This is a genomic window from Streptomyces venezuelae ATCC 10712 (assembly GCF_008639165.1).
Taxonomy (GTDB): Bacteria; Actinomycetota; Actinomycetes; order Streptomycetales; family Streptomycetaceae; genus Streptomyces; species Streptomyces venezuelae.
Genome location: NZ_CP029197.1, coordinates 2,807,049 through 2,830,548 on the forward strand (window position 1 = coordinate 2,807,049; position 23,500 = coordinate 2,830,548).

The 23,500-nt window shown below is 72.5% G+C and carries 18 protein-coding genes and 1 tRNA gene; 13 read left to right on the forward strand and 6 right to left on the reverse strand.

Annotation, left to right across the window (positions count from 1 at the left end; genetic code table 11):
* The first annotated feature begins 155 nt into the window (after positions 1 to 155).
* Complete coding sequence (locus tag DEJ43_RS12765) at positions 156 to 431, forward strand: hypothetical protein (protein WP_041662420.1); 276 nt, start codon at positions 156 to 158, stop codon at positions 429 to 431.
* A gap of 53 nt (positions 432 to 484) precedes the next feature.
* Positions 485 to 2,302 (forward strand): glutamine--fructose-6-phosphate transaminase (isomerizing), encoded by a 1,818-nt coding sequence (glmS, locus tag DEJ43_RS12770; RefSeq protein ID WP_015033780.1) that lies wholly within the window; start codon positions 485 to 487, stop codon positions 2,300 to 2,302.
* Between the two features lie 269 nt (positions 2,303 to 2,571).
* On the opposite strand, the gene DEJ43_RS12775 is transcribed toward glmS, so the two are convergent.
* Positions 2,572 to 3,135 (reverse strand): GPR1/FUN34/YaaH family transporter, encoded by a 564-nt coding sequence (locus DEJ43_RS12775; RefSeq protein ID WP_015033781.1) that lies wholly within the window; start codon positions 3,133 to 3,135, stop codon positions 2,572 to 2,574.
* 175 nt (positions 3,136 to 3,310) lie between these two features.
* Positions 3,311 to 3,832: a universal stress protein gene (locus DEJ43_RS12780; protein WP_015033782.1), complete on the reverse strand. Its 522-nt coding sequence runs from the start codon at positions 3,830 to 3,832 to the stop codon at positions 3,311 to 3,313.
* Between the two features lie 343 nt (positions 3,833 to 4,175).
* On the opposite strand from DEJ43_RS12780, the gene DEJ43_RS38070 reads away from it, so the two are divergent.
* The 4 genes from DEJ43_RS38070 to DEJ43_RS12805 all read left to right on the forward strand — a co-directional run bounded on the left by DEJ43_RS38070 (position 4,176) and on the right by DEJ43_RS12805 (position 7,206).
* Entirely contained in the window at positions 4,176 to 4,595 is a 420-nt protein-coding gene (locus DEJ43_RS38070) for a hypothetical protein (protein WP_069202160.1), read from the forward strand.
* 459 nt (positions 4,596 to 5,054) lie between these two features.
* Entirely contained in the window at positions 5,055 to 6,224 is a 1,170-nt protein-coding gene (locus DEJ43_RS12795; protein ID WP_071891304.1) for a helix-turn-helix domain-containing protein, read from the forward strand.
* 168 nt (positions 6,225 to 6,392) lie between these two features.
* Positions 6,393 to 6,995: an oligoribonuclease gene (orn, locus tag DEJ43_RS12800; RefSeq protein ID WP_015033785.1), complete on the forward strand. Its 603-nt coding sequence runs from the start codon at positions 6,393 to 6,395 to the stop codon at positions 6,993 to 6,995.
* A gap of 138 nt (positions 6,996 to 7,133) precedes the next feature.
* Positions 7,134 to 7,206: transfer RNA gene (locus tag DEJ43_RS12805), tRNA-His, on the forward strand.
* A 47-nt stretch (positions 7,207 to 7,253) separates the two neighbouring features.
* Here DEJ43_RS12805 and DEJ43_RS12810 read toward each other — a convergent pair.
* Positions 7,254 to 9,884, reverse strand: a complete 2,631-nt coding sequence (locus DEJ43_RS12810) for a cellulose binding domain-containing protein (protein ID WP_015033786.1) — start codon at positions 9,882 to 9,884, stop codon at positions 7,254 to 7,256.
* Between the two features lie 241 nt (positions 9,885 to 10,125).
* Between DEJ43_RS12810 and DEJ43_RS12815 the strand changes: the two genes are divergently transcribed.
* The 6 genes from DEJ43_RS12815 to DEJ43_RS12840 all read left to right on the forward strand — a co-directional run bounded on the left by DEJ43_RS12815 (position 10,126) and on the right by DEJ43_RS12840 (position 18,604).
* Entirely contained in the window at positions 10,126 to 11,466 is a 1,341-nt protein-coding gene (locus DEJ43_RS12815; RefSeq protein ID WP_015033787.1) for an extracellular solute-binding protein, read from the forward strand.
* Between the two features lie 4 nt (positions 11,467 to 11,470).
* Positions 11,471 to 12,466: a carbohydrate ABC transporter permease gene (locus DEJ43_RS12820; RefSeq protein ID WP_015033788.1), complete on the forward strand. Its 996-nt coding sequence runs from the start codon at positions 11,471 to 11,473 to the stop codon at positions 12,464 to 12,466.
* A gap of 131 nt (positions 12,467 to 12,597) precedes the next feature.
* Positions 12,598 to 13,401, forward strand: a complete 804-nt coding sequence (locus DEJ43_RS12825) for a carbohydrate ABC transporter permease (protein WP_051026065.1) — start codon at positions 12,598 to 12,600, stop codon at positions 13,399 to 13,401.
* 128 nt (positions 13,402 to 13,529) lie between these two features.
* A complete protein-coding gene (aspT, locus tag DEJ43_RS12830; RefSeq protein WP_015033790.1) occupies positions 13,530 to 15,212 on the forward strand; it encodes an aspartate-alanine antiporter in 1,683 nt (560 codons plus the stop codon).
* Between the two features lie 9 nt (positions 15,213 to 15,221).
* Positions 15,222 to 16,925 (forward strand): aspartate-alanine antiporter, encoded by a 1,704-nt coding sequence (aspT, locus tag DEJ43_RS12835; protein WP_015033791.1) that lies wholly within the window; start codon positions 15,222 to 15,224, stop codon positions 16,923 to 16,925.
* Between the two features lie 29 nt (positions 16,926 to 16,954).
* Positions 16,955 to 18,604, forward strand: a complete 1,650-nt coding sequence (locus tag DEJ43_RS12840; RefSeq protein WP_015033792.1) for a bifunctional aspartate transaminase/aspartate 4-decarboxylase — start codon at positions 16,955 to 16,957, stop codon at positions 18,602 to 18,604.
* A gap of 118 nt (positions 18,605 to 18,722) precedes the next feature.
* Here the strand turns inward: DEJ43_RS12840 and DEJ43_RS12845 are convergent, their stop codons facing one another.
* From DEJ43_RS12845 to DEJ43_RS12855, 3 genes are all read right to left on the reverse strand, one after another.
* A complete protein-coding gene (locus tag DEJ43_RS12845; protein WP_015033793.1) occupies positions 18,723 to 20,237 on the reverse strand; it encodes a glycoside hydrolase family 18 protein in 1,515 nt (504 codons plus the stop codon).
* 480 nt (positions 20,238 to 20,717) lie between these two features.
* Positions 20,718 to 22,127, reverse strand: a complete 1,410-nt coding sequence (locus DEJ43_RS12850; RefSeq protein WP_015033794.1) for a HAMP domain-containing sensor histidine kinase — start codon at positions 22,125 to 22,127, stop codon at positions 20,718 to 20,720.
* Positions 22,124 to 22,825, reverse strand: coding sequence for a response regulator transcription factor (locus DEJ43_RS12855; protein ID WP_015033795.1), 702 nt, complete (start codon positions 22,823 to 22,825; stop codon positions 22,124 to 22,126). The genes DEJ43_RS12850 and DEJ43_RS12855 overlap by 4 nt, the downstream gene beginning before the upstream one ends.
* Before the next feature lie 78 nt (positions 22,826 to 22,903).
* On the opposite strand from DEJ43_RS12855, the gene DEJ43_RS12860 reads away from it, so the two are divergent.
* A complete protein-coding gene (locus DEJ43_RS12860) occupies positions 22,904 to 23,482 on the forward strand; it encodes an RAD23 family protein (RefSeq protein ID WP_015033796.1) in 579 nt (192 codons plus the stop codon).
* Positions 23,483 to 23,500 lie beyond the last annotated feature (18 nt).

A 23,500-nucleotide genomic window follows, 5' to 3' on the forward strand; every position in this document is an offset into this window, starting at 1 on the left:
GTTCTATATCCGAACCGTCACCATGCGTACCGCTGCGACTCCGAACGGTCAAGGTCTGGACCAATCGCCCCGATTTCGGGGCTGATCATGAGGCCGCTGCCCGATATCGGGCAGGATTCTTGCGAATCCAGGGGGGCACCCCCCAATATTCATGGGTGCTCGAACGCCGACCGTCGCACGACGACCTCATCGACCACCTGGTCCGCAGCACCGCGCTCCAGCGCGGTGAGGCCGCCCGGGTGGTGCTCGACGTGCTGGCGTACTTCGACGAGTCGACCGAGGACTTCGTCCGCCGCCGCCACCGCGAACTGCAGTCCGGCGGAGCCGTGAACGCCGAGATCTTCGAACGGATCGCGGCGGAACTGCCCCACCGCGCCGTGGCACCACCGGAGCTCTCGCTCCGGCAGCTGCGCCGCATCGTCTACGGCTGACTCACGAACGAACACGGCGGGCACACTCACCAACCTGGAGGGGTTTCACCTTTATGTGCGGAATTGTCGGTTACATCGGAAAGCGCGACGTCGCCCCCCTGCTCCTCGAGGGCCTGGCACGTCTGGAGTACCGGGGATACGACTCGGCCGGCATGGTCGTCACCAGCCCGAAGGCCTCCGGCCTGAAGATGGTGAAGGCCAAGGGCCGCGTCCGTGACCTCGAAGCCCGCGTCCCCAAGCGCTTCACCGGCACCACCGGCATCGCCCACACCCGCTGGGCCACCCACGGCGCGCCGAGCGACATCAACTCGCACCCGCACATGGACCCCGAGAACAAGGTCGCCGTCGTCCACAACGGCATCGTCGACAACGCCCAGGAGCTCCGCGCCAAGCTGGAGGCCGACGGCGTCGTCTTCGCCTCCGAGACGGATACCGAGGTCATCACCCACCTCGTCGCCCGCTCCCAGGCCACCACCCTCGAGGAGAAGGTCCGCGAGGCGCTCAAGGTCATCGAGGGCACCTACGGCATCGCCGTGATGCACGCCGACTTCAACGACCGCATCGTCGTGGCCCGCAACGGCTCCCCGGTCATCCTCGGCATCGGCGAGAAGGAGATGCTCGTCGCCTCCGACGTCGCCGCCCTGATCGCCCACACCCGCCAGGTCGTCACCCTCGACGACGGCGAGATGGCCACCCTCAAGGCCGACGACTTCCGCACCTACACGACCTCGGGCGCGACCACCACCGCCACCCCGGAGACCGTGGAGTGGGAGGCCGCCTCGTACGACATGGGCGGCCACGACACCTTCATGCACAAGGAGATCTCCGAGCAGCCCGACGCGGTCGACCGCGTGCTGCGCGGCCGGATCGACGACCGCTTCTCCACCGTGCACCTGGGCGGCCTGAACCTGGACCCGCGCGAGGCCCGCACCATCCGCCGGATCAAGATCCTCGGCTGCGGCACCTCGTACCACGCCGGCCTCATCGGCGCCGGGCTCATCGAGTCCATGGCCCGCATCCCCGCCGACGCCGAGCCGGCCTCGGAGTTCCGCTACCGCAACCCGGTCGTGGACCCCGACACCCTCTACATCGCCGTCTCCCAGTCCGGCGAGACCTACGACGTGCTGGCCGCCGTCCAGGAGCTGAAGCGCAAGGGCGCCCGCGTCCTCGGCGTGGTCAACGTCGTCGGCTCCGCCATCGCCCGTGAGGCCGACGGCGGCGTGTACGTCCACGCCGGCCCCGAGGTCTGCGTCGTCTCCACCAAGTGCTTCACCAACACGGTCACCGCCTTCGCGCTGCTCGCCCTGCACCTGGGCCGCATCCGCGACCTGTCCGTCACCGACGGCAAGCGGATCATCGAGGGCCTGCGCAAGCTGCCCGCCCAGATCCAGGAGATCCTCGAGACCGAGGACGAGATCAAGAAGATCGCCGAGGAGTACGCGGGCGCCCAGTCGATGATGTTCATCGGCCGCGTCCGGGGCTACCCGGTGGCCCTGGAGGCCTCCCTGAAGCTCAAGGAGATCTCCTACATCCACGCCGAGGCCTACCCCGCCTCCGAGCTCAAGCACGGCCCGCTCGCCCTCATCGAGCCGGCCCTGCCGACGGTCGCCATCGTCCCCGACGACGACCTGCTGGAGAAGAACCGCGCCGCCCTCGAGGAGATCAAGGCCCGCAGCGGCCGCATCCTCGCGGTCGCGCACCAGGAGCAGGCGAAGGCCGACCACACCATCGTCGTGCCGAAGAACGAGGACGAGCTGGACCCGATCCTGATGGGCATCCCGCTCCAGCTCCTCGCCTACCACACGGCGCTCGCCATGGGCCGCGACATCGACAAGCCGCGCAACCTGGCCAAGTCCGTCACGGTCGAGTAGCAGCGACTCGGGGCCTGTCCCCCCGAACCGCGCCGCCGGGCCTGTCCCCCGGAGGTTCGACCGGACACGAAGCGGTCCCCCGTGCATCCCAGGTGCACGGGGGACCGCTTCTTCTCTTTTACGAGGCTCGGTTCGCCTCCGGGGCGCTGGTGCGACTGTCGACGGTCGACCGTGCTCGGTCCCTCGTTCCTCGGGACCTCCGCGCGCTCTCCCTCACGACAGCCGCGCGCCCCTTCGGCTCACTCGCCGGTGGTGAGCGGCGCGCCCCGTCAGCTCGCCGCGGCCGCCGTGCGGTTCGCGCGGCCCAGGGCGGTCGGCCAGCCGGCCACCGCCGCCGTGGCGCCGTACCAGGCGACCAGACCGGCGACCGCCGCCACCCAGCCGCCCGCCTTGCCGAGCGCGCCGTTGTCGGCGAGCGCGCCGATGCCGAGCAGCAGCAGGGCGACGAACAGCAGCCCGTACACACCCTGTCCGAACAGTCCGCTGCCCGAGGCGGCCAGCGTCAGGGTGAGCGCCAGGAGCGCCCACAGGAGCAGGAAGACGCCCGCGGCGTCCGCCGAGGCGCCGCCGCCGGCGGCGGTGCCCCAGGTGAACCAGAAGGCGCCGAGCGCCGCGAACGCCGTGCCCTCGCCCTTGTCGCCGGCCCGCAGCGCGAGCAGGCCGACGAGGAAGAGCGTGACGCCGCCGACCCAGGTGGCGAGGCCCGCGGCATCCGCTGCCGCGACGTTGTCGATGACACCCGTGCCGCCCAGGCCGAAGGCCAGCAGGGTCAGTCCGAGTGCGAGGTGGCCGAGAGTGGAGGTGGTGTTTCCCGCGGCGACTTCGTTGTTCACGGCGGGCTCCCTTCAGGTGTGCAGGTGTGCTGCGTGAGCTGCTGTGTTCCGGTGACCTTTATGTACCCTTCACAAGCGCACAATTCACCTGAGGAAGGCCGAATTTATGGCGCGATGACGCCAGTTGAGGAAGTGATCTGACGGGCCGTACGGGACGGGAGGGGGCTCGTACGCCCTACGGGATGACGATCACGGGCCGCTGGGCGCGCCGCGCGAGGCGGCCGGCCACCGAGCCGAAGATCCGGCCGACGATCCCGTGCGTGGAGCCGACCACGATCGCGTCGGCCGAGTACTCGCGGCCGACCTCCTCCAGCTCGTGGCAGATGTCGCCACCGCGCTCGACGAGGATCCAGGGCACCTCGGAGAGGTGCTCGGCGCAGGCCAGCTCCAGACCGAGGACCTCGGTGCGGTGGTCGGGCACGTCGACGAAGACGGGCGGCTCGCAGCCGGCCCACACCGTGGTGGGCAGCCGGTTGGCCACGTGCACGATGATCAGGCCCGAGCCGGAGCGCCTGGCCATGCCGATGGCGTACGCGAGGGCGCGCTCACTGGACGTGGATCCGTCGAAGCCGACGACGACCCCGTGCCGGAAGGCCGGGTCGCAGGCGTGACGTGGCTGTTCGACCGCGAGGGGGTCGACCGTGGAGTCGGCGACGCGCTTGCGGTCCGCGGGTTCGGGGAATTCGTGACCGGCCATCGGTGTCTCGGCGAAGAAAGTCCTCGTGGGAAGGGACGGGGAAAGGAGGGGACGGAACAACGGGTGGCGGCGGAGCTGTGTCCGGGAATCATCTTCCCAAGCCCATACCCCCAAGGGTACGGCGACACTCCTCTCCTGCCCAGAGCCCGCCGTGCCACTCCTGGCGTGCCCGCCGCTCGCGCGCGGCGTTCCAGGGAGCATGCACGAGCGGCTCGGGATCTGGCAATGCCGGATGTGCCCTACAGGCGTCCGTACGGGGGCCAAACGGACGTCGCCGAGAGTGACCGGAACGTTCCGCTCCTCGTTGCCACAGGTCCAGCCCACCGTCGTAGGGAGACCGCCCGTGCCCGCACCATCGACCGCCGCCGGCCAGACCTCCGCCACCCCCGCCACCGGCCCCGCCGCCAGGCTCTCCGGACCCCGTGGCCGCCGCCGGGCGCCCGTCCTTACGCCGGGGGCGCCGACGGCCCCGGACCCGGGGGCGGCGCCGGGAGCGAGGGAGACGGCACGGGCGGCCGGGGCCGCGCCGGGCGCGGGGGCCGCCGGGGCGGGTGCGGCCGACCAGGCGGGTGACGTCGTGCGCTGGGCGGCCTTCTGCTGCGTGCTGGTCCCGGTGGTCCTGGTGGTCTACGGCGCCTCGCTGGGCGGGGCCGCCGGGACCGCGCTCGGCCTCGTCTCGGTGACGGCGGCGTGCCGGGTGCTGCTGCGCCGTTCGGAACGGGGGCTGCGGGGCGAGGGCGTCCGCGGCAGGCGGCGCGCCTAGGGCCCGGCCCACGGGGCGGACCCCGGGGGAGAAACCGGTATCAATCGGGGCGCCGACGGGGCCCGCTCCTCGTGGAGTTGACAGGTTCGTACACCCGAACCCATATGTTTTCAGCCAAGTTCCATCTGTCGGCGAGTCCTTGGCGGAACGGTTGCCCAACCCCGGCGCCGGCACCCGAGAATGCCCCGCCACAAGGGCCCGCACCCCCCGCGTACGGGGGCGTTCGCCACGCCGCCCCTTCCCCGGGCGGCCATCGGACGGAAGACTTCGCGATCGATCGCTTCACGCCAAGTGGCCTTGTCGACAATCCACCGGATGGAGAACTTGTCACGCCGGCGGCACGGGACGCAGTAGATTCGATCATGGGTACCGAAGACTGGGGTCTCGTGCAAAACCGAGGGGAAACGTGCAGGAGCGACACGACCAGGGAGACGCGAACACCGAGGGGGGCTTAGCGTCATGAGCCAGGACTCCGCCGCACCGGAGGCCGCACGGAAGCTGACCGGGCGCCGCCGTCGCGAAGTCGTCGCGGTGCTGCTGTTCAGTGGCGGCCCCATCTTCGAGAGCTCCATCCCGCTCTCCGTGTTCGGCATCGACCGGCAGGACGCCGGAGTGCCCCGCTACCGACTGCTCGTCTGTGCGGGCGAGGACGGACCGCTGCGGACCACCGGTGGACTCGAACTGACCGCGCCGTACGGCCTGGAGGCCATCGGCCGCGCGGGCACCGTCGTCGTCCCGGCCTGGCGGTCGATCACCTCGCCGCCGCCGCCGGAGGCGCTCGAAGCGCTGCGCCGCGCCCACGAGGAGGGCGCCCGGATCGTCGGACTGTGCACCGGTGCGTTCGTGCTCGCCGCGGCCGGCCTGCTCGACGGCCGTCCGGCGACCACGCACTGGATGTACGCGCCGACGCTCGCCAAGCGCTACCCGTCGGTCCACGTGGACCCCCGGGAGCTCTTCGTCGACGACGGGGACGTGCTGACCTCCGCCGGCACGGCGGCCGGAATCGATCTGTGTCTGCACATCGTGCGGACCGACCACGGCACGGAGGCCGCGGGCGCCCTGGCGCGCCGGCTGGTCGTCCCGCCGCGGCGCAGCGGCGGTCAGGAGCGCTACCTCGACAGGTCTTTACCGGAGGAGATCGGCGCCGACCCGCTGGCCGAGGTCGTCGCCTGGGCGCTGGAGCACCTCCACGAGCAGTTCGACGTGGAGACCCTGGCCGCCCGTGCGTACATGTCACGGCGGACCTTCGACCGCCGGTTCCGCTCGCTGACCGGTTCGGCCCCGCTCCAGTGGCTGATCACCCAGCGGGTGCTGCAGGCACAGCGGCTGCTCGAGACCTCCGACTACTCGGTCGACGAGGTCGCGGGCCGGTGCGGCTTCCGCTCGCCGGTGGCGCTGCGCGGCCACTTCCGGCGCCAGCTCGGCTCCTCGCCGGCCGCCTACCGGGCGGCGTACCGGGCCCGGCGGCCGCAGGGTGAGGCCGCCACGGCGGTGCTCGACCCGGTCGTGCCCGCACAGGTGCCGGCCGGCCTGCGGCGACCGGGCTCCCCGCTGGAGCCGGGCAAGCCGCAGTCCGACGCCTACGCCCCCGGGCGGGCGGCGCTCCCGGGCCAGCGCAGCGCGCCGTAGCCGGGAGGACGCAGGACCCGCGCCGCCACGAGCGGCGCACCGCAGGACCGACGGGCGCCCGGGGGGACACCTCCCCCGGGCGCCCGTCGGCCGCCCGGCACCGTTCCGGGGCGTTCCGGGGGGCGCTCGGCCTGCTCGGAGGCGGGGAAGAGCCCCTAAGGTGGACGCATGAACGATCGCATGGTGTGGATCGACTGCGAGATGACCGGGCTCTCGCTGACGGACGACGCACTCATCGAGGTGGCCGCGCTGGTCACCGACTCGGAACTGAACGTGCTCGGCGACGGGGTGGACATCGTGATCCGCCCGCCGGACGCGGCCCTGGAGACCATGCCGGAGATCGTGCGCCAGATGCACACGGCCTCGGGCCTGCTCGACGCGCTCGCCGGCGGCACCACGCTCGCCGACGCGGAGGCCCAGGTCCTCGCGTACATCCGCGAGCACGTCAAGGAGCCCGGCAAGGCGCCCCTGTGCGGGAACTCGGTCTCCACCGACCGCGGCTTCCTCGCCCGGGACATGCCCGCCCTGGAGAGCCACCTGCACTACCGGATCGTCGATGTCTCCTCGGTCAAGGAGCTGGCCCGCCGCTGGTACCCGAGGGCGTACTTCAACAGTCCGGAGAAGAACGGCAACCACCGGGCGCTCGCCGACATCCGCGAATCCATCGCGGAGCTGCGCTACTACCGCGAGGCGGTCTTCGTCCCGCAGCCCGGCCCGGACTCGGAGACCGCGAAGCAGATCGCGGCCCGTCACGTCGTGCCCGCGGAATGACCGCCCGCTCGCGCCCCCGGAAGCCCCCGGCGGCCCTCCGGAAGGCCCCGCGGAAAACGGTGGCGCGAGCACCCTTCGGAACCCTGTAGACTTCTTCTCGGCCGGTCAGGGAAACCTTCGGGAAAACCGCCGGGCATGGTGGGTATAGCTCAGCTGGCAGAGCACCTGGTTGTGGTCCAGGATGTCGCGGGTTCAAGTCCCGTTACTCACCCGGATGGCTCAGGCCCCGGTTCGAAAGAACCGGGGCCTGAGTCTTTTCTACGTTCCCGGGACGCAGGTCGGCGCCGTCGGGGGCGGGTTCGTGCCCGTCCAGCTGCCGTTGAAGCCGAAGCCGGTGGAACCTCCCGGTGGCAGGGTCGCGTTGTACGTGAGGTGGGTGGCCGTCACCTCGGCCCCCGACTGGGTGACCGTCGCGTTCCACGCCTGGGTGACCCGCTGGCCGGCCGGCTGGGTCCAGCGGACGGTCCAGCCGGTCCAGGCGGTGCCGGAGGTGTTGGTGAGGGTGATGTCGGCCTGGAAGCCGCCCTGCCACTGGTGGGTGATCCGGTACGTGACCTTGCAGGCGGCCGGCGTGGGGTCCGTTCCGCCCTGCTCGGCCGTGTCGCCGTAGACGATGCCGCGGCCGTTGGTGGAGACGTACACCCGGCCGAAGACCCGGGGGTCTCCGGTGATCGCGCCGCCGGTCCAGCCCCACTGGTGGGCGTCGTCGTTGATCCGGACCCAGCTCGCCCCGGCGTCCGTGGAGCGGAAGACGCCGCGGACGCCGCCGATCCTCGCGCTGCTGTAGAGGGCGGGGTAGGCGGCTCCCGGGGCGGCCTTGCCGAAGCCGACGGTGTCGGCCTGCTCGACCCCGGCGACCCGGGTGAACGTGGCGCCGCCGTCGGTGGAGTGCCAGAGGCCGTAGGCGGCGTCGGGGGCGCCGCCGGAGAGCCAGATGTCGCCCTTCCTGCCGGGGACGGCCTTGAAGCGGACGTTGCCCTTGGCGGGCAGGCCGGTGGCGCGGGCGGTGAAGGTGGCGCCGCCGTCCGCGCTGGCGTAGAAGGTGCCGGCGGCGAAGCCGTAGAAGGTGAGCGGGTCGACGCGGTCGGACTCGACGGTCGCACCGGCCGGGATGCCGGCGGAGGCGGTCCAGGCGCCGCCGGTGCCGGTGTGGACGCCGGTGCCGTCCGGGCTCCAGACGAAGCGGCCGCCGTCGGCGGAGGCGGCGACCGTGCCGCCGCCGGTGACGCCCGCGGGCTCCTGCCCGGCGCGCCAGGTGGCGCCGTTGTCGGCGGAGAAGGCGACGCGCGGGCCGCCGTCGAGGTGTCCGGCGCGGACGACGGTGCCGGGTTTGGTCTCGGCGAAGTCGACGCTGGTGGTGGAGGTGAAGTTCGGGCCGGTGAACATCATCGACGGGACCTTGGTGAGGTCCGTGTGCCGGAAGCCGCCGATGTCGCCGAGGGCGCTGATGAGCGGGGCGCCGGAGGGCGGCGAGGCGAGGTCGAGGACGGCGGTCTCCTCCAGACCCTGGACCATGGGCCGGATGGTGAAGGGGGTGCCCGTGTCCCACTTGCCGAGGTCCTCGGTGCCGTACACCGTGGCGCCGGTGCCGTACATCATGCGGTTCGAGTCGAAGGGGTCGATCTCCAGGGCCTCGGTCATCCAGCCGAGCTTGGGGGTCTGCTCGGGCGGGGCCGGGTTCGCGCCCCAGGTCAGCCAGGGGACGGAGGAGACGTCCATGGTGTAGCGGTTGGCGCGGTTCGGGTACGCGGTGTAGTCCCAGGCCTTGGTCCAGCTGCCGCCGCTGTCGGTGGAGCGGAAGATCTGGGTGTCGGGCCACCAGGAGCTGTAGCCGGAGACCATGACCGTGCCGGGGTGCTGCCGGTCGACGGTGAGGCCGCTGAAGCCGTGGGAGGTGTCGGCCTCGGCGACCGGACTGATGTCCGTCCAGGTGCCGGTGGCGGTTGCGTACCGCCAGACCTTGCCCTTGGCGCCGTCGTAGGGGCCTGCCGTGTCGCTGTACGCGAGGTAGAGGTAGCCGTTCTCCGCGTCGAGGACGCCCTTGTGGGCGAGCAGGCCGGTGGGCTGGCCGGGGAGCCGGGACCAGGTGGCGCCCGCGTCGGTGGAGCGGTAGACGGCGTTGTCCTTGTCGCCGACGCCCGCGTATACCGTGCGGGTCGCGCTGCCCGCCGTGCCGGTCGACTCGTCGAAGGTGATCCAGACGACGCCCTGCTCGTCGGAGTTGTAGCCGCTGGTGTCGGTGGGGTCCTGCTGGTGGTTGCCGGGGTTGGTGAAGGAGCTGACCTTCGCCCAGGTGACGCCGGAGTCGGTGGAGCGCCACAGGCCGTTGCCGCTGGGGGTGCCGAGGTAGAGGATCCGGTTGTCGTGCGGGTCGACCGCGAGGCGCTCGCCCATGCCGCGGCCGGGCATGTTGCCGCCGAGCTTGAAGGGGAGGTCGGCGCGCTGCCAGGTGGCGCCCCGGTCGGCGGAGCGGAGGACGGCGCCGTTGCCGGGGTCCCAGTCGTTCGTGTACGTGCCGACCGCCGCGTACACCTTGTCGGGGTCGACGGAGTCGGAGGCGAGGCCGACGACGCCGGTGTGGCCCCAGTGGTCCCAGTCGACGGCGTCGAGGAGCGGGGTCCAGGAGGAGGTGGCCTGGTTCCAGCGGTAGGCGCCGCCGATGTCGGTGCGGGCGTAGACCAGGTTCTTCTCGCTGCGGTTGAAGACGATGCCGGGGACGAAGCCGCCGCCGTCGATCCGGACGTTCTTCCAGGTGTAGGAGGGGGCGGGGGCGGCGGGGGCGACCGGGGCCGCAGTGGTGGCGGTGGCCGGTGGCGCGCCGGCTCCGGCGCCGGTGAGGAGGCCGGCGGTGAGGGCGAGCCCCGCCAGCAGAGAGCGTGTCCTGCGCATGGGTATCCCGTCGACGAGTGGGTGGGAGCGCTCCCACTATTGGGGCGCTGTCAGAACACGGTCAAGGTCCGGGAATCGTCGAAGACGTTCGACGGGGGGCGGCCGCCGGGCGGTCACGGTCAGGGCGTCTGCGATGGGGGCCGGTCGGGGCGGTCCGCGGTGGGGGCCGGTCGGGTGAGTTCCGTACCGTCCGGCGAGCTGCCCCCGGCCGCCCGCCGGGGCCGCATTACCGTCGGGGCGCATGGGGAGCAGGAGGCGGAGGAGCCGGCGCGCGTACGGGATCGGTGTCGCCCTCCTGCTGAGCGCGGCCCTCTCGGCGGGGTGCGCGAGCGACCCGGCCGAACCGCCCCCGGCAGGCGGCGGGCGGCCGCCCGGCGACGGCGGCGGGCGCCGGATCACCCTCACCGTCGGGGTGTTCGGCACCTTCGGCCTCCAGGAGGCCGGGCTCTACGACACGTACATGCGGCTCCACCCGGACATCGCCGTCCGGCAGACCTCCCTCACCCGCAACGACGTCTACTACCCGCAGCTCCTCACCCACCTCACGGCCGGCTCCGGGCTCGCCGACGTCCAGGCCGTCGAGGTCGGGAACATCGCGGAGGTCCTCGCCACCCAGGCGGACCGGCTCGTCGACCTCGGCACCGTGCCCGGGGTCGACCGGCGGGCCTTCCTGCCGTGGAAGTGGGCCCAGGGCACCGGCCGTGACGGGCGGACGCTCGCACTCGGCACCGACATCGGGCCGCAGGCGCTCTGCTACCGCAAGGACCTGTTCGCCCGGGCCGGGCTGCCCACCGAGCGGGGCGCCGTCGGGCGGCTGTGGGCCGGGGACTGGCGGGCCTACCTGACGGCGGGGCTCCGCTACCGCGAACGGGTCCCGGACGGCCCGGCGTTCACCGACTCGGCGGCCGGGGTGATGGCGGCGGTCACCGCGAGCGCGCCGGTCCGCTTCTACGACGCGCGGGGCGCGCTCGTGGTCGCGGACAACCCGGCCGTACGCGAGGCCTGGGACCTCGCGGCGGCGTTCGCCCGGCACGGACTGACCGCCCGGCTCCAGCAGTTCACCCCCGGCTGGGACCAGGCCTTCGCCAACGGGAGCTTCGCCACGGTCGCCTGCCCGGCCTGGATGCTCGGCTACATCCAGGACAAGGCGGGCCCCGCGGGCCGCGGCCGCTGGGACGTGGCCGCGGCGCCCCGGCCGGGCAGCTGGGGCGGCTCGTTCCTGGTCGTCCCGGCGGCCGGGCGGCACCGCGCGGAGGCGGCCCGGCTGGCGGCCTGGCTGACGGCCCCGGCCCAGCAGGCCCGGCTGTTCGCCCGCCGGGGCAGTTTCCCGAGCGCCTCGGCGGCGTACCCGCTCCCGGCGGTCGCGGACGCCCGCCACCCGTACTTCGGCGACGCCCCGGTGGGCGCGCTCTTCGCCGCGGCGGCCAGGGGCGTCCCGCGCGCCCCGACGGGCCCGAAGGACGCCCTGATCGCCCAGACCCTGGCCGACACCGGCATGCTCCAGATCGACCAGACGGGCCGCGATCCGGACGAGGCCTGGCGGGCCACGATGAAGACCCTCGACAACGCGCTGGACCGGTGACCGGATGACGGAGACCAGGGCCACCGCCGAGGCCGCCCGCCGCCCCGCCCCGGAGGACCCGGCGCGGCCGGCCGGGCCCCTGCCGCCGCTCCGGCCCCGGCGCGCGCGGCCGCCGCGCCGGGGGCGCCGGCAGGGGGCGGGGCCGTTCCTGCTCCTCGCGCCCTTCCTCCTCCTCTTCACCGCCTTCGGGGTGTTTCCGCTGGTCGCCGCCGCGTGGACGTCGTTCCACCGGGTGGAGCTGACCGCGCCGGGTCGGGCCGAGTGGGTCGGTCTGCGGAACTACACGCGCCTCCTCGACGACGGGTTCTTCTGGAAAGCGCTCCTGAACACCCTCACGATCGGCGTCCTCGCCACCGTCCCGCAGCTGCTGCTCGCGCTCGGCGTGGCCCATCTGCTCCACGCGCGGCTGCGGGGGCGGCAGTTCTTCCGGGTCGTCGCGCTCGCCCCGTACGCCACCTCCGTCGCCGCGGCGACCCTGGTCTTCGCGCTGTTCTTCGGGCGGGACCACGGGATGGCCAACTGGGCGCTGGGGGTCGTCGGACTCGACCCCGTCGACTGGCAGAACGGGCCCTGGGCCTCCCGGTTCGCCGTCGCGTCGATCGTCGTGTGGCGCTGGACCGGCTACAACGCGCTCATCTACCTCGCCGCCCTGGGAACCGTCCCGCGCGAGCTGTACGAGGCCGCCGCGCTCGACGGGGCGTCCCGGTGGCGGCAGTTCCTGCACGTGACGCTGCCGGGCATCCGGCCCGCCCTCGGATTCACCGCGCTCGTGTCGACGATCGGCGCGGTGCAGCTCTTCGGCGAGCCGCTGCTGTACGCGAGCGGGGCGGGGGCCTCCGGGGGCGCGAACCACCAGTTCCAGACCCTCGGGCTCTATCTGTACGAGCAGGGCTGGGTGAACCTGCACCTCGGGCGGGCCGCCGCCATCGCCTGGGCGATGCTGCTGATCCTGGTCGCGGCCCTCGGCCTGGCCCGACTGATCAGGAAGGCCGCAGCGTGACGCGGGGCGGGCCCGCCCGCCGGAGCGCCTACCCGCGGGGCGGGGCCGCCCGCCGGAGCGCGTACCCGCGGGGCGGCGCCGCCCGCCGGTGCGCGTACCCGCACGGCCGGGCCGGCCGCCGGGCCGCTCGCCTGGGTGCGTACGGGCTGCTCGTGCTGTTCGGCGCGGTCTCGCTGCTCCCGCTGCTCTGGACCGCCGTCGCCGCCTCCCGTACGACCACCCGGCTCGCCGCCACCCCGCCGCCGTTCCGCTTCGGCCGGAACCTGCCACGGAACCTGGAGATCGCCTGGACCGAGGCCGGACTCGGCGAGGCCCTCGCGAACACCGCCCTGGTCGCCGGGGCCGTCGCCCTCGGGACGGTCGTCTGCTCGACGCTCGCCGGGTTCGCCTTCGCCAAGCTGCGGTTCCGCTTCAAGGGTCCGCTGCTGCTTCTGGTGGCCGGGACGATGCTGATCCCGCCGCAGCTCGGGGTGGTCCCCCTCTATCTGCTGGTGGCGCGGCTGCGCTGGACGGACGAGCTGCAGGCGGTGATCCTGCCCTCGCTCGTCTCGGCGTTCGGGGTGTTCTTCATGCGTCAGCACCTCCGGCGGGCGCTGCCGTCGGAGCTCCTGGAGGCGGCGCGGGTGGACGGCGCTGGCCTGGGGCGGACGCTGTGGCACGTGGTGCTTCCGGCGGCGCGACCGGCGATGGCGGTGCTCGCGATGCTGTCGTTCGTGGCCGCGTGGAACGACTTCTTCTGGCCGGTGCTCGCCCTGACGCAGACCGGGAACCCGACGGTGCAGGTGGCGCTCACGGGTCTGGGGCGGGGGCACGTGCCGGATCAGTCGGTGGTGATGGCGGGGGCGCTGCTCGGGACCCTGCCGCTGCTCGTGGTGCTCGCGCTGTTCGGGCGGCACATCGTGGGCGGGGTGATGCGGGGCGCCGTGAAGGGGTGAGGGGGGAACAGAGGACCGTCGCTCACCCGTTCGGGCGAGGCGTTGATCTCCTTCCGCCGTCACGCTGTTAGCGTCACCTCATGTCCAATATCCTCACATTTCGCCCAGATTGGGCGAGGTGACGGCGGATGGGAATCCTGAAAGACCATCCCGAACTCGCCCTCTTCCTCTGCCTCGCCGCCGGATACCTCGTCGGCAAGCTCCGGGTCGGCCCCATCACGCTCGGCGGCATCTGCGGAACCCTCATCGTCTCGCTCCTCATCGGCGCCTGGGCCGAGGTCACCGTCTCCGACGACGTGAAGACGATCTTCTTCGCCCTCTTCATCTTCTCCCTCGGCTACATGGCCGGCCCCCAGTTCTTCGCGAACCTCAACAAGAAGAGCCTGCGCTTCTTCGCCCTCTGCCTCATCGAGGTCGTCTGCGTCGTCGGCATCGCCCTCGGCCTCGCCGAGGCCTTCGACCTGGACGTCGGCACCGCCGCCGGCATCCTCGCCGGCGCCGCCACCGAGTCCGCGGTCGTCGGCACGGCCACCGAGGCCATCGGCAAGCTCACCGACCTGACGCAGGAGCAGATCACCCAGTACCAGGGCCACGTGGCCACCGCGTACACCGTCTGCTACCTCTTCGGCCTGATCACCATCGTGATCTACACCAGCCAGATCATGCCGATGATGATGCGGATCAACCTCCGCGACGCCTCCCGCGAACTCTGGGAGAAGATGCGCGGCACCGGCGGCGGCCTGGAGGCCGACGAACGCGAGGCGCTCCCCGGCATGGTCGGCCGGACGTTCCTGGTCACCCAGGCCGACGGCGCCAGGGTCGGCGACCTGGAACGCTCGCTCGGCGGCCGGGTCACCGTCGAGGCGGTGAAGCGGGGCAGCAAGGTCCTCACCCCTCCCCCGCCCGACTTCGCGCTGACCCTCTCCGATCTGGTGCTCACCGTCGGCCGGCGGGCCAACATCATCGAGGCGGGCCGGGTCATCGGCCCCGAGACCCCGGCCGTGCCCGGTCTCGACACCCCGCTCGCCACCCGGCAGGTCTCGCTGACCGACCGGAGCGCGGCGGGCAAGTCCCTGGACACCCTCTCCAAGGAGCACCCCGAGTTCTCCTCCGGCGGGGTGTACGTGACGGACGTGCTCCGCAACGACCAGCACCTCCCGGCCACCCCGGAGACGGTGGTGGACCGGGGTGACGTCCTCACCCTGGTCGGCACCCGCTCGGGCCTCGGGAAGCTGGCGTCCAAGGTCGGCGCGGTCGTGAAGAACGACGCCACCGACTTCATCTACCTCGGCCTCGGCATCGTCTGCGGTTCGCTCCTCGGCCAGGTCGTCGTCCGGTTCGGCGACGTCCCGATGTCCCTCGGCACCGGCGGCGGCTGTCTGATCTCGGGCCTGCTCTTCGGCTGGTTCCGCTCCCGGACGCAGACCTTCGGCGCCTTCCCGCCGCAGGCCGCCGCCACCCTCAAGGACATGGGCCTGGCGATCTTCATCGCCTGCACGGGACTGGTGTCGGGCCCGCAGGCCTGGCCGCTGCTCAAGGAGTACGGGGCGCTGCTGCCGTTCGCCGGGATCGCGATGGTCCTGGTCCCCGCGACGATCTCGCTCCTCGTCGGCCGCAAGCTCCTGAACATCGAGAAACCCCTGCTCATCGGCGCCATCGCGGGCCAGCAGTGCTCGACCCCCGCGATCACCTCGGTGACCCAGGTGGCCCAGAGCTCGGTCCCGATGCTCGGCTACACGATCACGTACACGCTCTCGAACTTCCTGCTTCCACTGACCGGGCCGCTGCTCGTCGGCATTCTCGGTGCGTGAGGGGACGCAATGATCGAATTCCTCGACCGGAACATCTTCCAGCCCCATCCCGAGCTGCTCGTCTTCCTCACCGTCGCGCTCGGCTTCCTCTTCGGCAAGCTCCGCTACAAGGCGATCGCGCTCGGCGCCGTCACCGGCTGCCTGGTGGCGGGGCTGCTGCTCGGCGCCCAGTTCAAGGTCACCATCGACGGCACGGTGAAGAACCTCTTCTTCACCATGTTCCTCTTCGCCCTCGGCTACAAGGTCGGTCCCCAGTTCTTCCGGGGCCTGAAGAAGGACGGCATGCCGCAGGTCGTGAACGCCGTCGTGGTCTGCGTGACCGGCCTCCTCGTCTCCTGGGGCTTCGCCGTGATGCTGGGGTACGGCCCCGGGCTCTCGGCCGGCCTGCTGGGCGGCGCGCTCACCCAGTCGGCGGTCATCGGCGTCGCCCAGGACGCCATCGGCAACCTCCCCGGGCTCTCCGCCGAGCAGATGAAGACCGAGGAGAACCTCGTCGCGATCGGCTACGCCGTCACGTACCCGCTCGGCACCATCCTCTGCGCGATGCTCCTCGCCAACGTCCTGCCCAAGCTGTACAAGCGGGACCTGGCCCAGGAGTCCGCGCAGCTGGCCAAGGAGCTCGACGCGCCCGGTGACAACCCGGACCTCGCCGAGGGCTACTACGAGGTGGTGCTCCGCGCGTACCAGATGGACCACTCACCACTGGTCGGCCGGACCATCGACGACTTCGAGAACCAGCAGAAGGAGCTCGGGCACCGGATCTACATCACCCGGGTGCGCCGCGAAGGGCAGATCCTCGCCCACGACCAGCAAACGGTGCTGCGCTCCGGGGACGTGGTCGCCGTCAGCGCCCTGCGCGGCTCGCTCGTCGACTTCGACGCCCGCACCCACATCGGCCCCGAGACGGACGACGTGGAACTGCTCGGCTACGAGACGGAGACCCTGCACGTCGTCGCCTCGGAGAAGGCGCAGCTCGGCAGGACCGTGGCCGAGGTACGCCGCGAGCCCTTCATGGTCGGCGTGTACATCGACAAGATCTACCGGTCCGGCGCGGAATTCCCGTACCGGCTCTCCACCACGCTGGAGCGCGGCGACACGGTGGTCCTGACCGGTCCGAAGCGGCTCGTGGACCCGGCGGGCAAGGCGCTCGGCAAGCCCGTGCCGACCTCCTTCGCCACCGACATGCTCTGGGTCGGCCTCGGCATCTTCCTCGGCGGCTGCGTCGGCATCCCGGCGCTGACCGTGTCGGGCGTGCCGATCTCGCTGTCCACCTCGGGCGGCGCGCTGATCATGGGCCTGGTCTTCGGCTGGATCCGCGGCAAGTACCCGACGTACGGCAACGTGCCACCCGGCGCCCAGTGGTTCATGGACACCCTCGGCCTCTGCCTCTTCGTCGCGGTCGTCGGCATCAACGCCGGGCCCAGTTTCACCAGCGGCCTCTCGACGGCCGGCTGGGGGCTGCTCGTCTGGGGCGCGGTGGCGACGGTCGTGCCGCTGCTCGTGGGCTTCGGCTTCGGCCACTACGTCCAGAAGATCCGCTTCCCGATCCTGATGGGCGTCCTGGCCGGCGGCCAGACGACGACGGCCGCCATCGGCGCCATCAACGAACAGTCCAAGTCACAGATCCCGACGCTCGGTTACACGATCCCCTACGCCGTCGGCAACGTCCTGCTGACCATCTGGGGCGCCGTCATCGTCATCCTCCACCACTGAACCCTCCCGATCGACGTAAGGAAGTCACCGTGCCCAGGACCACCTTCACCCGCGAGGAGATCCAGTCCTTCGCGCAGCTCTCGCCGTTCGAGCTGAAGGACAAGTTCATCCAGCTCGCCCAGGCAGCGCAGGCCGGCAAGCCAGGCCAGAAGGAGAAGTCGCAGGCCCAGATGCTCAACGCGGGCCGCGGCAACCCCAACTGGGTCGCCACCGGCCCCCGCGAGGCCTTCTACGCGCTCGGCTACTTCGCCCTCTCCGAGTCCCGCCGCGTCTGGACCGCCGACAACCTCGGCGGCATGCCCGAACGCCCCGGCTGCGGCGCCCGCTTCGACGCCTTCGTGCGCCGGCACCCGGACCTGCCCGGCATCGAACTGCTCCAGGACTGCGTGGAGTACGCGGTCGAGCGCTTCGGCTTCGACAAGGACGCCTTCGTGCACGAGCTGACCGACAGCACGATCGGCGACAACTACCCCGTACCGGACCGGATGCTGCCGCACACCGAGCAGATCGTGCGCGGCTACCTGAACGACGAGATGTTCGGCGGGCGGCCGCCCGCCGGGAACATGTCGCTGTTCGCGACCGAGGGCGGCACGGCCGCCATGTGCTACGTCTTCGACTCCCTGATGAAGAACGGCATCCTGAAGAAGGGCGACCGGATCGCCCTGATGGTGCCGGTCTTCACCCCGTACATCGAGATCCCCGAGCTCGACACGTACGACTTCGACGTCGTGACGGTCAACGCGAGCCTCTTCACCGAGACCGGCGTCCGCGAGTGGCGCTACCCGGCCGAGGAGGTCGCCAAGCTCGCCGACCCCTCGGTGAAGATGGTCTGCCTCGTGAACCCCTCGAACCCGCCGTCCCTGGCGCTCAGCGAGCGCGTCGCGCACCAGATCCAGGACATCGTCGCCACCACCAACCCGAACCTGCTGATCGTCACCGACGACGTGTACGGCACCTTCGTCGAGGGCTTCCGCTCGATCGCCGCCGACCTGCCGCGCAACACCCTGCTCGTGTACTCGTACTCCAAGCACTACGGCTGCACAGGACACCGGCTCGGCGTCATCGGCCTCCACGACGACAACGTCGTCGACGAGATGCTCGCCGCCCTGCCGCAGGACGCTAAGGACCGCCTGAACAAGCGGTACGGCTCGCTGTCCCTCGAACCGGAGAAGATCCGGTTCATCGACCGGCTGGTCGCCGACTCCCGGCAGGTCGCCCTCAACCACACGGCCGGCCTGTCGCTCCCCCAGCAGGTCATGATGGCGCTGTTCTCGCTCTTCGACCTGCTCCCCGAGGGCCAGGCCTACAAGGAGAAGATCCGCGGCATCGTGCGCCGGCGCCTCGACCTGCTCCTCGAAGGCGCCCAGATGAAGATCTCCGAGGACGCGAAGCGGGCCGGGTACTACATCGAGCTCGATCTGCTGGCCGAGGCCGAGCGGGTGCACGGGAAGGACTTCTCGGACTTCCTGGAGAAGAACTACGAGCCCGTCGACCCGCTGTTCCGGCTCGCCGAGCAGACCAGCGTCGTCCTCCTCAACGGCGGCGGCTTCGACGGCCCCGAATGGTCGGTCCGGGTGTCGCTCGCCAACCTCGACGACCTCGACTACCTGAAGATCGGCCACCACCTGCGGGCGATCTTCGACGACTACGCGGAGGAGTGGAAGACCGCCAAGGCCTGACGCCCGGCGGACGACAGGGGTGCGCGCCCCGGCCGGGAGGTGGGGTGGTTCCGGCCGGGGCGCGCGGTGTGGGGGGACTCAGGGGTCCGGGGGGGTGCCGTGCCGACTGCCACTCCGGCTACTTGTAGGCAGCGAAGGCCTTCGTGAAGGCCAGCGGCTGCTGGAGGATCGAGGAGCAGGTGGCGTCCGCGTGGTTCACCGCGCCCGCCGCGCACTGCTTGTCCCGGGTCGAGGACCACATCGACAGCCAGCCGATGCCCTTGGACTTCGCGAAGTCGACGAGCTGGGTGGCGTCGTCGACCGTGAAGATCTCACTGCTGACGTCGTTGACACCGATCATCGGGGTGACGGCGACGGCCTTCCAGGCGGCCGCGTCGGAGAGCCCGAGGACGCCCTTGATCTGCGCCTGTGTCGCGGTCGCGGCCTGGACGGCGTACGTGCCCATGTCGGCGCTGTAGGCCGGCCCGTAGTCCATCGCCATGATGTTCACGGCGTCGACGCGGACCCCGTTGCGCTTGGCGTCGGCGAGGAGGTCCACGCCCGGCTGCGTCAGGCCCTCGGGCATGACGGGCAGCGTGAAGGAGACGTTCAGACCGGGGTGCGACCTCTGGAGCTGGGCGATCGCCTGCGCGCGGCGGGTGTTCGCGGCGGTGTCCGGCAGGGCCGCGCCCTCGATGTCGAAGTCGACCTTGGTCAGCTTGTACTGGTCGACGACCTTGCCGTACGCGGCGGCGAGCGCCGAGGAGGACGAGCAGTTCAGGGCCAGCTCGTGGCCCGCGGCGCCACCGAAGGAGACCCGGACGTCACCGCCCTTGGCACGCAGGGCGCCTATCTGGGCGGCGACCTTGTCGTTCGCGAGGTCGGTGACCCCGCCCCACAGCGGGGCGCAGGAGCCGCCGGAGGTGATGAAGGCGAGGTTGAACTCCTTCACGCCGGTGGCGTCGGCGGTCGCGAGCAGGTCGTACGCCGGGTAGAGCGAGGTGTCGACGTACGGGGCGTACCGGGCCGTGCCGGCCGGGGAGCCGGTGGCGGTCGCCGTGGGCGTCGGGGTGGGGGTGGCGGTGGGGGTCGGCGCCGTGGTCGCGGTGGCGGTCGGCCTGGGGCTCGCGGTGGCCGTGGCGGTGGCGGTCGGCCTGGGCGTCGCCGTCGGCGAGGGGGCGGTCGTGGTGGGGCGGCCGCTGGGGGTGGGGGCGGTGCCTCCGGCCGAGCAGGCGGCCTTGTTGATCAGGCAGTTGGCGGGGTCGCCGGCCTGACCGGCGGCCGAGGTGACGAAGCCGACGGTGACGGACGCGCCGGGCGCGAGCTGCTTGTTCCAGCTCGCGGGCTTCACGGTGACGTGGCTGCCGGAGACGGTGTGCTCGCCGTTCCACAGGGAGCCGATGGTGGTCCCGGCGGGGAGGTCGAACTCCAGGGTCCAGTCGGACTGGGGGGTGCTCGTCTCGTTGGTGACGACGTACTGGCCGGTGTAGCCGCCGGCCCAGGAGCTGGTCCTGGTGTACGCGGCGCCGACCGCGGCGGCCTGGGCCGTACCGGTGAGCGCGAACGCGACACCGCCGGCGACGGCGACGGCGACGACCGCCCCGACGACCTTGTTCCTGGTGCTCGCCCTGCGCCGGTGCGAACTGCTGCCCATCGCGTGCCTGCCTCTGCGTGCTGGGGGGTGGGGAGGGGGTGCGGCAGCACGCTAGCGACTGGAAAACGGACAAACCGGCGTCCGGGGACGCGGGTGGGGATCCTTAGGCTCCGCTTAAGGAAGCCATCGGGACCACGAAAGGTTGCCTGGGCGGGCCTGACGGCCCCGGGGCCGTCAGACCCGGGGGCCGGCCCGGGGCCGCCGGGCCGGGGCCGGGGGGCCGGGCTCCGGCCCGGGGCCGCCAGGCCGAGGGGGCGGGCCCCAGCCCGGGGCCGCCAGGCCCGGGGGTCGGGCTCCGGCCCAGGGCCGCCAGGCCGAGGGGGCGGGCCCCAGCCCGGAGCCGCCAGGCCCGGGGGCCGGGCCCCAGCCCGGAGCCGCCAGGCCCGGGGGCCGGGCCCCAGCCCGGAGCCGCCAGGCCTGTCCGGTCCGGTCAGCCCTGCCAGGGCGGCCCCGTCCGAGGCCGCCGCCCGGCCGGGTCCGTCAGCTCTCGACCGCTCGGCGGGTGCCCGTGCCGCCGCGGCGGCGGCGCGGGGGGCGGTGGCCGCGGCGGGTGGCCGCGCCGAAGGAGCGGCGACCGTCGAGGCCGATCCAGATCCGCACCTCCGTGCCGCCGAGCACCGAGTGGCCGATGGCGACGTCGCCGCCGGTGGTCTCCGCCATCCGCCGCACGATGTCCAGGCCGAGCCCCGTGGAGCCGTCCCGGGCCCCGCTGTTGCCCCGGGCGAGCGCGGCGGCCGGGTCGGCGATGCCGGGGCCCGCGTCGGAGACGAGCACGATGACGGCGTCGTCGCCGTTGTGGACGTCGATCGAGAAGGCCGTGCCCTCGGGGGTGTGCCGGAAGACGTTGCCGAGCAACGCGTCGAGCGCGGCGACGAGTTCGGGGCGGGCGACCGGGATGCGGACCGGGCGCTCGACGCCCGCGACCCGGACCCGGCGGCCCTCGTCCTCGGCGAGCGCCGACCAGAACTCCATCCGCTCGCGCACCACTTCGGCGGCGTCGCAGCCCGCGCCGGGCCCGGTCGCCTGGGTCTGCGGCTTCGCGTCGCGGGCGGTGCGGATGATGGTGTCGACCTCGCGCTCCAGCTGCTCGACGGCCGCGCGGGTCTGCTCGGCGGCCGGACCGGAGCCCAGCGAGGCCGCGTTGAGCCGGAGCACGGTGAGCGGGGTGCGCAGCCGGTGGGAGAGGTCGGCGGCGAGTTCCCGTTCGTTGGCGAGGAGTTGGACGACCTGGTCGGCCATCGAGTTGAACGCGACGGCGGCCGACTTGAGTTCGGGGGGTCCTTCCTCGGGGACCCGGGCGCCGAGCCTGCCCTCGCCGAGGTCGTGGGCGGCGCCGGCGAGCCGCTGGGCGGGCCGGACCATCCGGACGCCGAGCCGGTCGGCGACGGCGACGGAGCCGACGATCAGGGCGATGCCGACGCCGGCGAGGACGAGCCAGGCGGTGGCGACGCCGTTGGACACCTCGCCCTCGGGGACGAAGAGTTCGACGACGGCGACCTTGCCGCTGCTGAGCGCGGTGGGCTGGAGCAGCGCGAAGCCGCCCGGGACCTCGGCGATGGAGGCCCGGCCGAGGGTGCGGGTGGCGGCGAGTTCCTCCTCGCCGGCCCGCCGGGTGCCGATCTCCAGGGCCGGGTCGCCGGCTTCGGCGGCGGGCACGTGGACGGCGAGCCGCCCGGCGGCGCCGTCCTCGGTGGTGGCGACGGCCTTGTCGAGCTCGCCGCGGTCGGTGGTGATGGCGAGGACGGGGGCGAGGCCGGCGGCGCGCCGTTCGGCGTTGGAGAAGGCCCGGTCGCGGGCCATCTCCTTGACGACGAGCCCGAGGGGTACGGCGAAGGCGACGACGACCATGGCGGTGACGGCGAGCGACACCTTGACGAGCGCCCATCTCACGGCTGCGGCTCCCGGGGCGGTTCCAGCTTCACGCCGACCCCGCGCAGGGTGTGGAGGTAGCGCGGCCGGGCGGCCGTTTCACCCAATTTCCGCCGCAGCCATGACAAATGTACGTCGATGGTCTGGTCGTCCCCGTACGACTGCTGCCACACCTCGGCCAGCAGCTCCTTGCGCGGGACGACGACGCCGGGCCGGCCGGCGAGGAAGGCGAGCAGGTCGAACTCCCGCCGGGTCAGGTCGAGCGGCTCCCCGTCGAGTTCCGCCTGCCGGCGCAGCGGGTCGACGGTGAGCCCGCCGACCCGGATCACCCGGGACGGCGGCGCCTCGCCGGCGGTGGACCGAGCCCGGCGCAGGACGGCGGCCATCCGGGCGGAGAGGTGGTCGACCGAGAACGGCTTCACGAGGTAGTCGTCGGCGCCGGCGTGGAGGAGCCGTACGATCTCGGCCTCGTCGTCCCGGGCGGTCGCGATGATCACCGGTACGTCGGTGATGCCGCGCAGCATCTTGAGCGCCTCGGACCCGTCCAGGTCGGGCAGTCCGAGGTCGAGGATGACCACGTCGAAACGGAAATGGGCGACCTCGCGCAACGCCTCCAGAGCCGTCCCGACGCTCCGGACCGTGTGGGAGGCCTCGGAGAGCCGGCGGATGAGGGCGGAGCGCACGAACTGGTCGTCCTCGACCACGAGCACACTTGCCATGGGCCGCACCGTACGCCATTCGGGGGAACCGGAGGCAAGGCCCACCCTGCGGCGCGGGCTTGGGCGGTGTGGTGCAGTATGGCCCCGATGCGAAGAGGACTCGTTCACGCCCTGGCCTGGTCGCTCGCCACCGGCGCGGCGGTCACCCTCTCCTGGTGGGGAGTGCACACCGTGCTGTCCGGCACCGTGTACGACCCGCCGCGCGCGCTGCCCCTCCCGGCCGGCAGCACCGTCGACGCGGCCCCGGCGGACGGCGACCCGCGGGCCTCCTCGACCCGGACGCCGGAGATCGCCGAGGCCACCGCCTCCGTCACGGAGCAGCCCACGCCGAGCGCCGACCCCACGACCCCGGCCACCCCGTCCACGTCCCCCTCGCGGCCGGTGCGGCCGACGACGCAGGCGCCTCCGGCCACCGCTCCCGCCACGGAGTCGAACGTGAAGAGCTACACCGTGGACGGCGGCCGGGTCACCTTCGACCTGGGCACGAGCTCGGCCGAACTCGTCTCGGCGACCCCGGCCTCCGGCTGGCAGATGCAGGTGTGGAAGCAGCCGAGCTGGATCCGGGTCACGTTCACCGCGGACGGCCGCGAGGTGTCCGTCTTCTGCGTCTGGCACGACACCGCGCCCCGGGTGGAGATCGAGGACCGCGCCACCTGAGGCGGCCGCGTCCCCGCC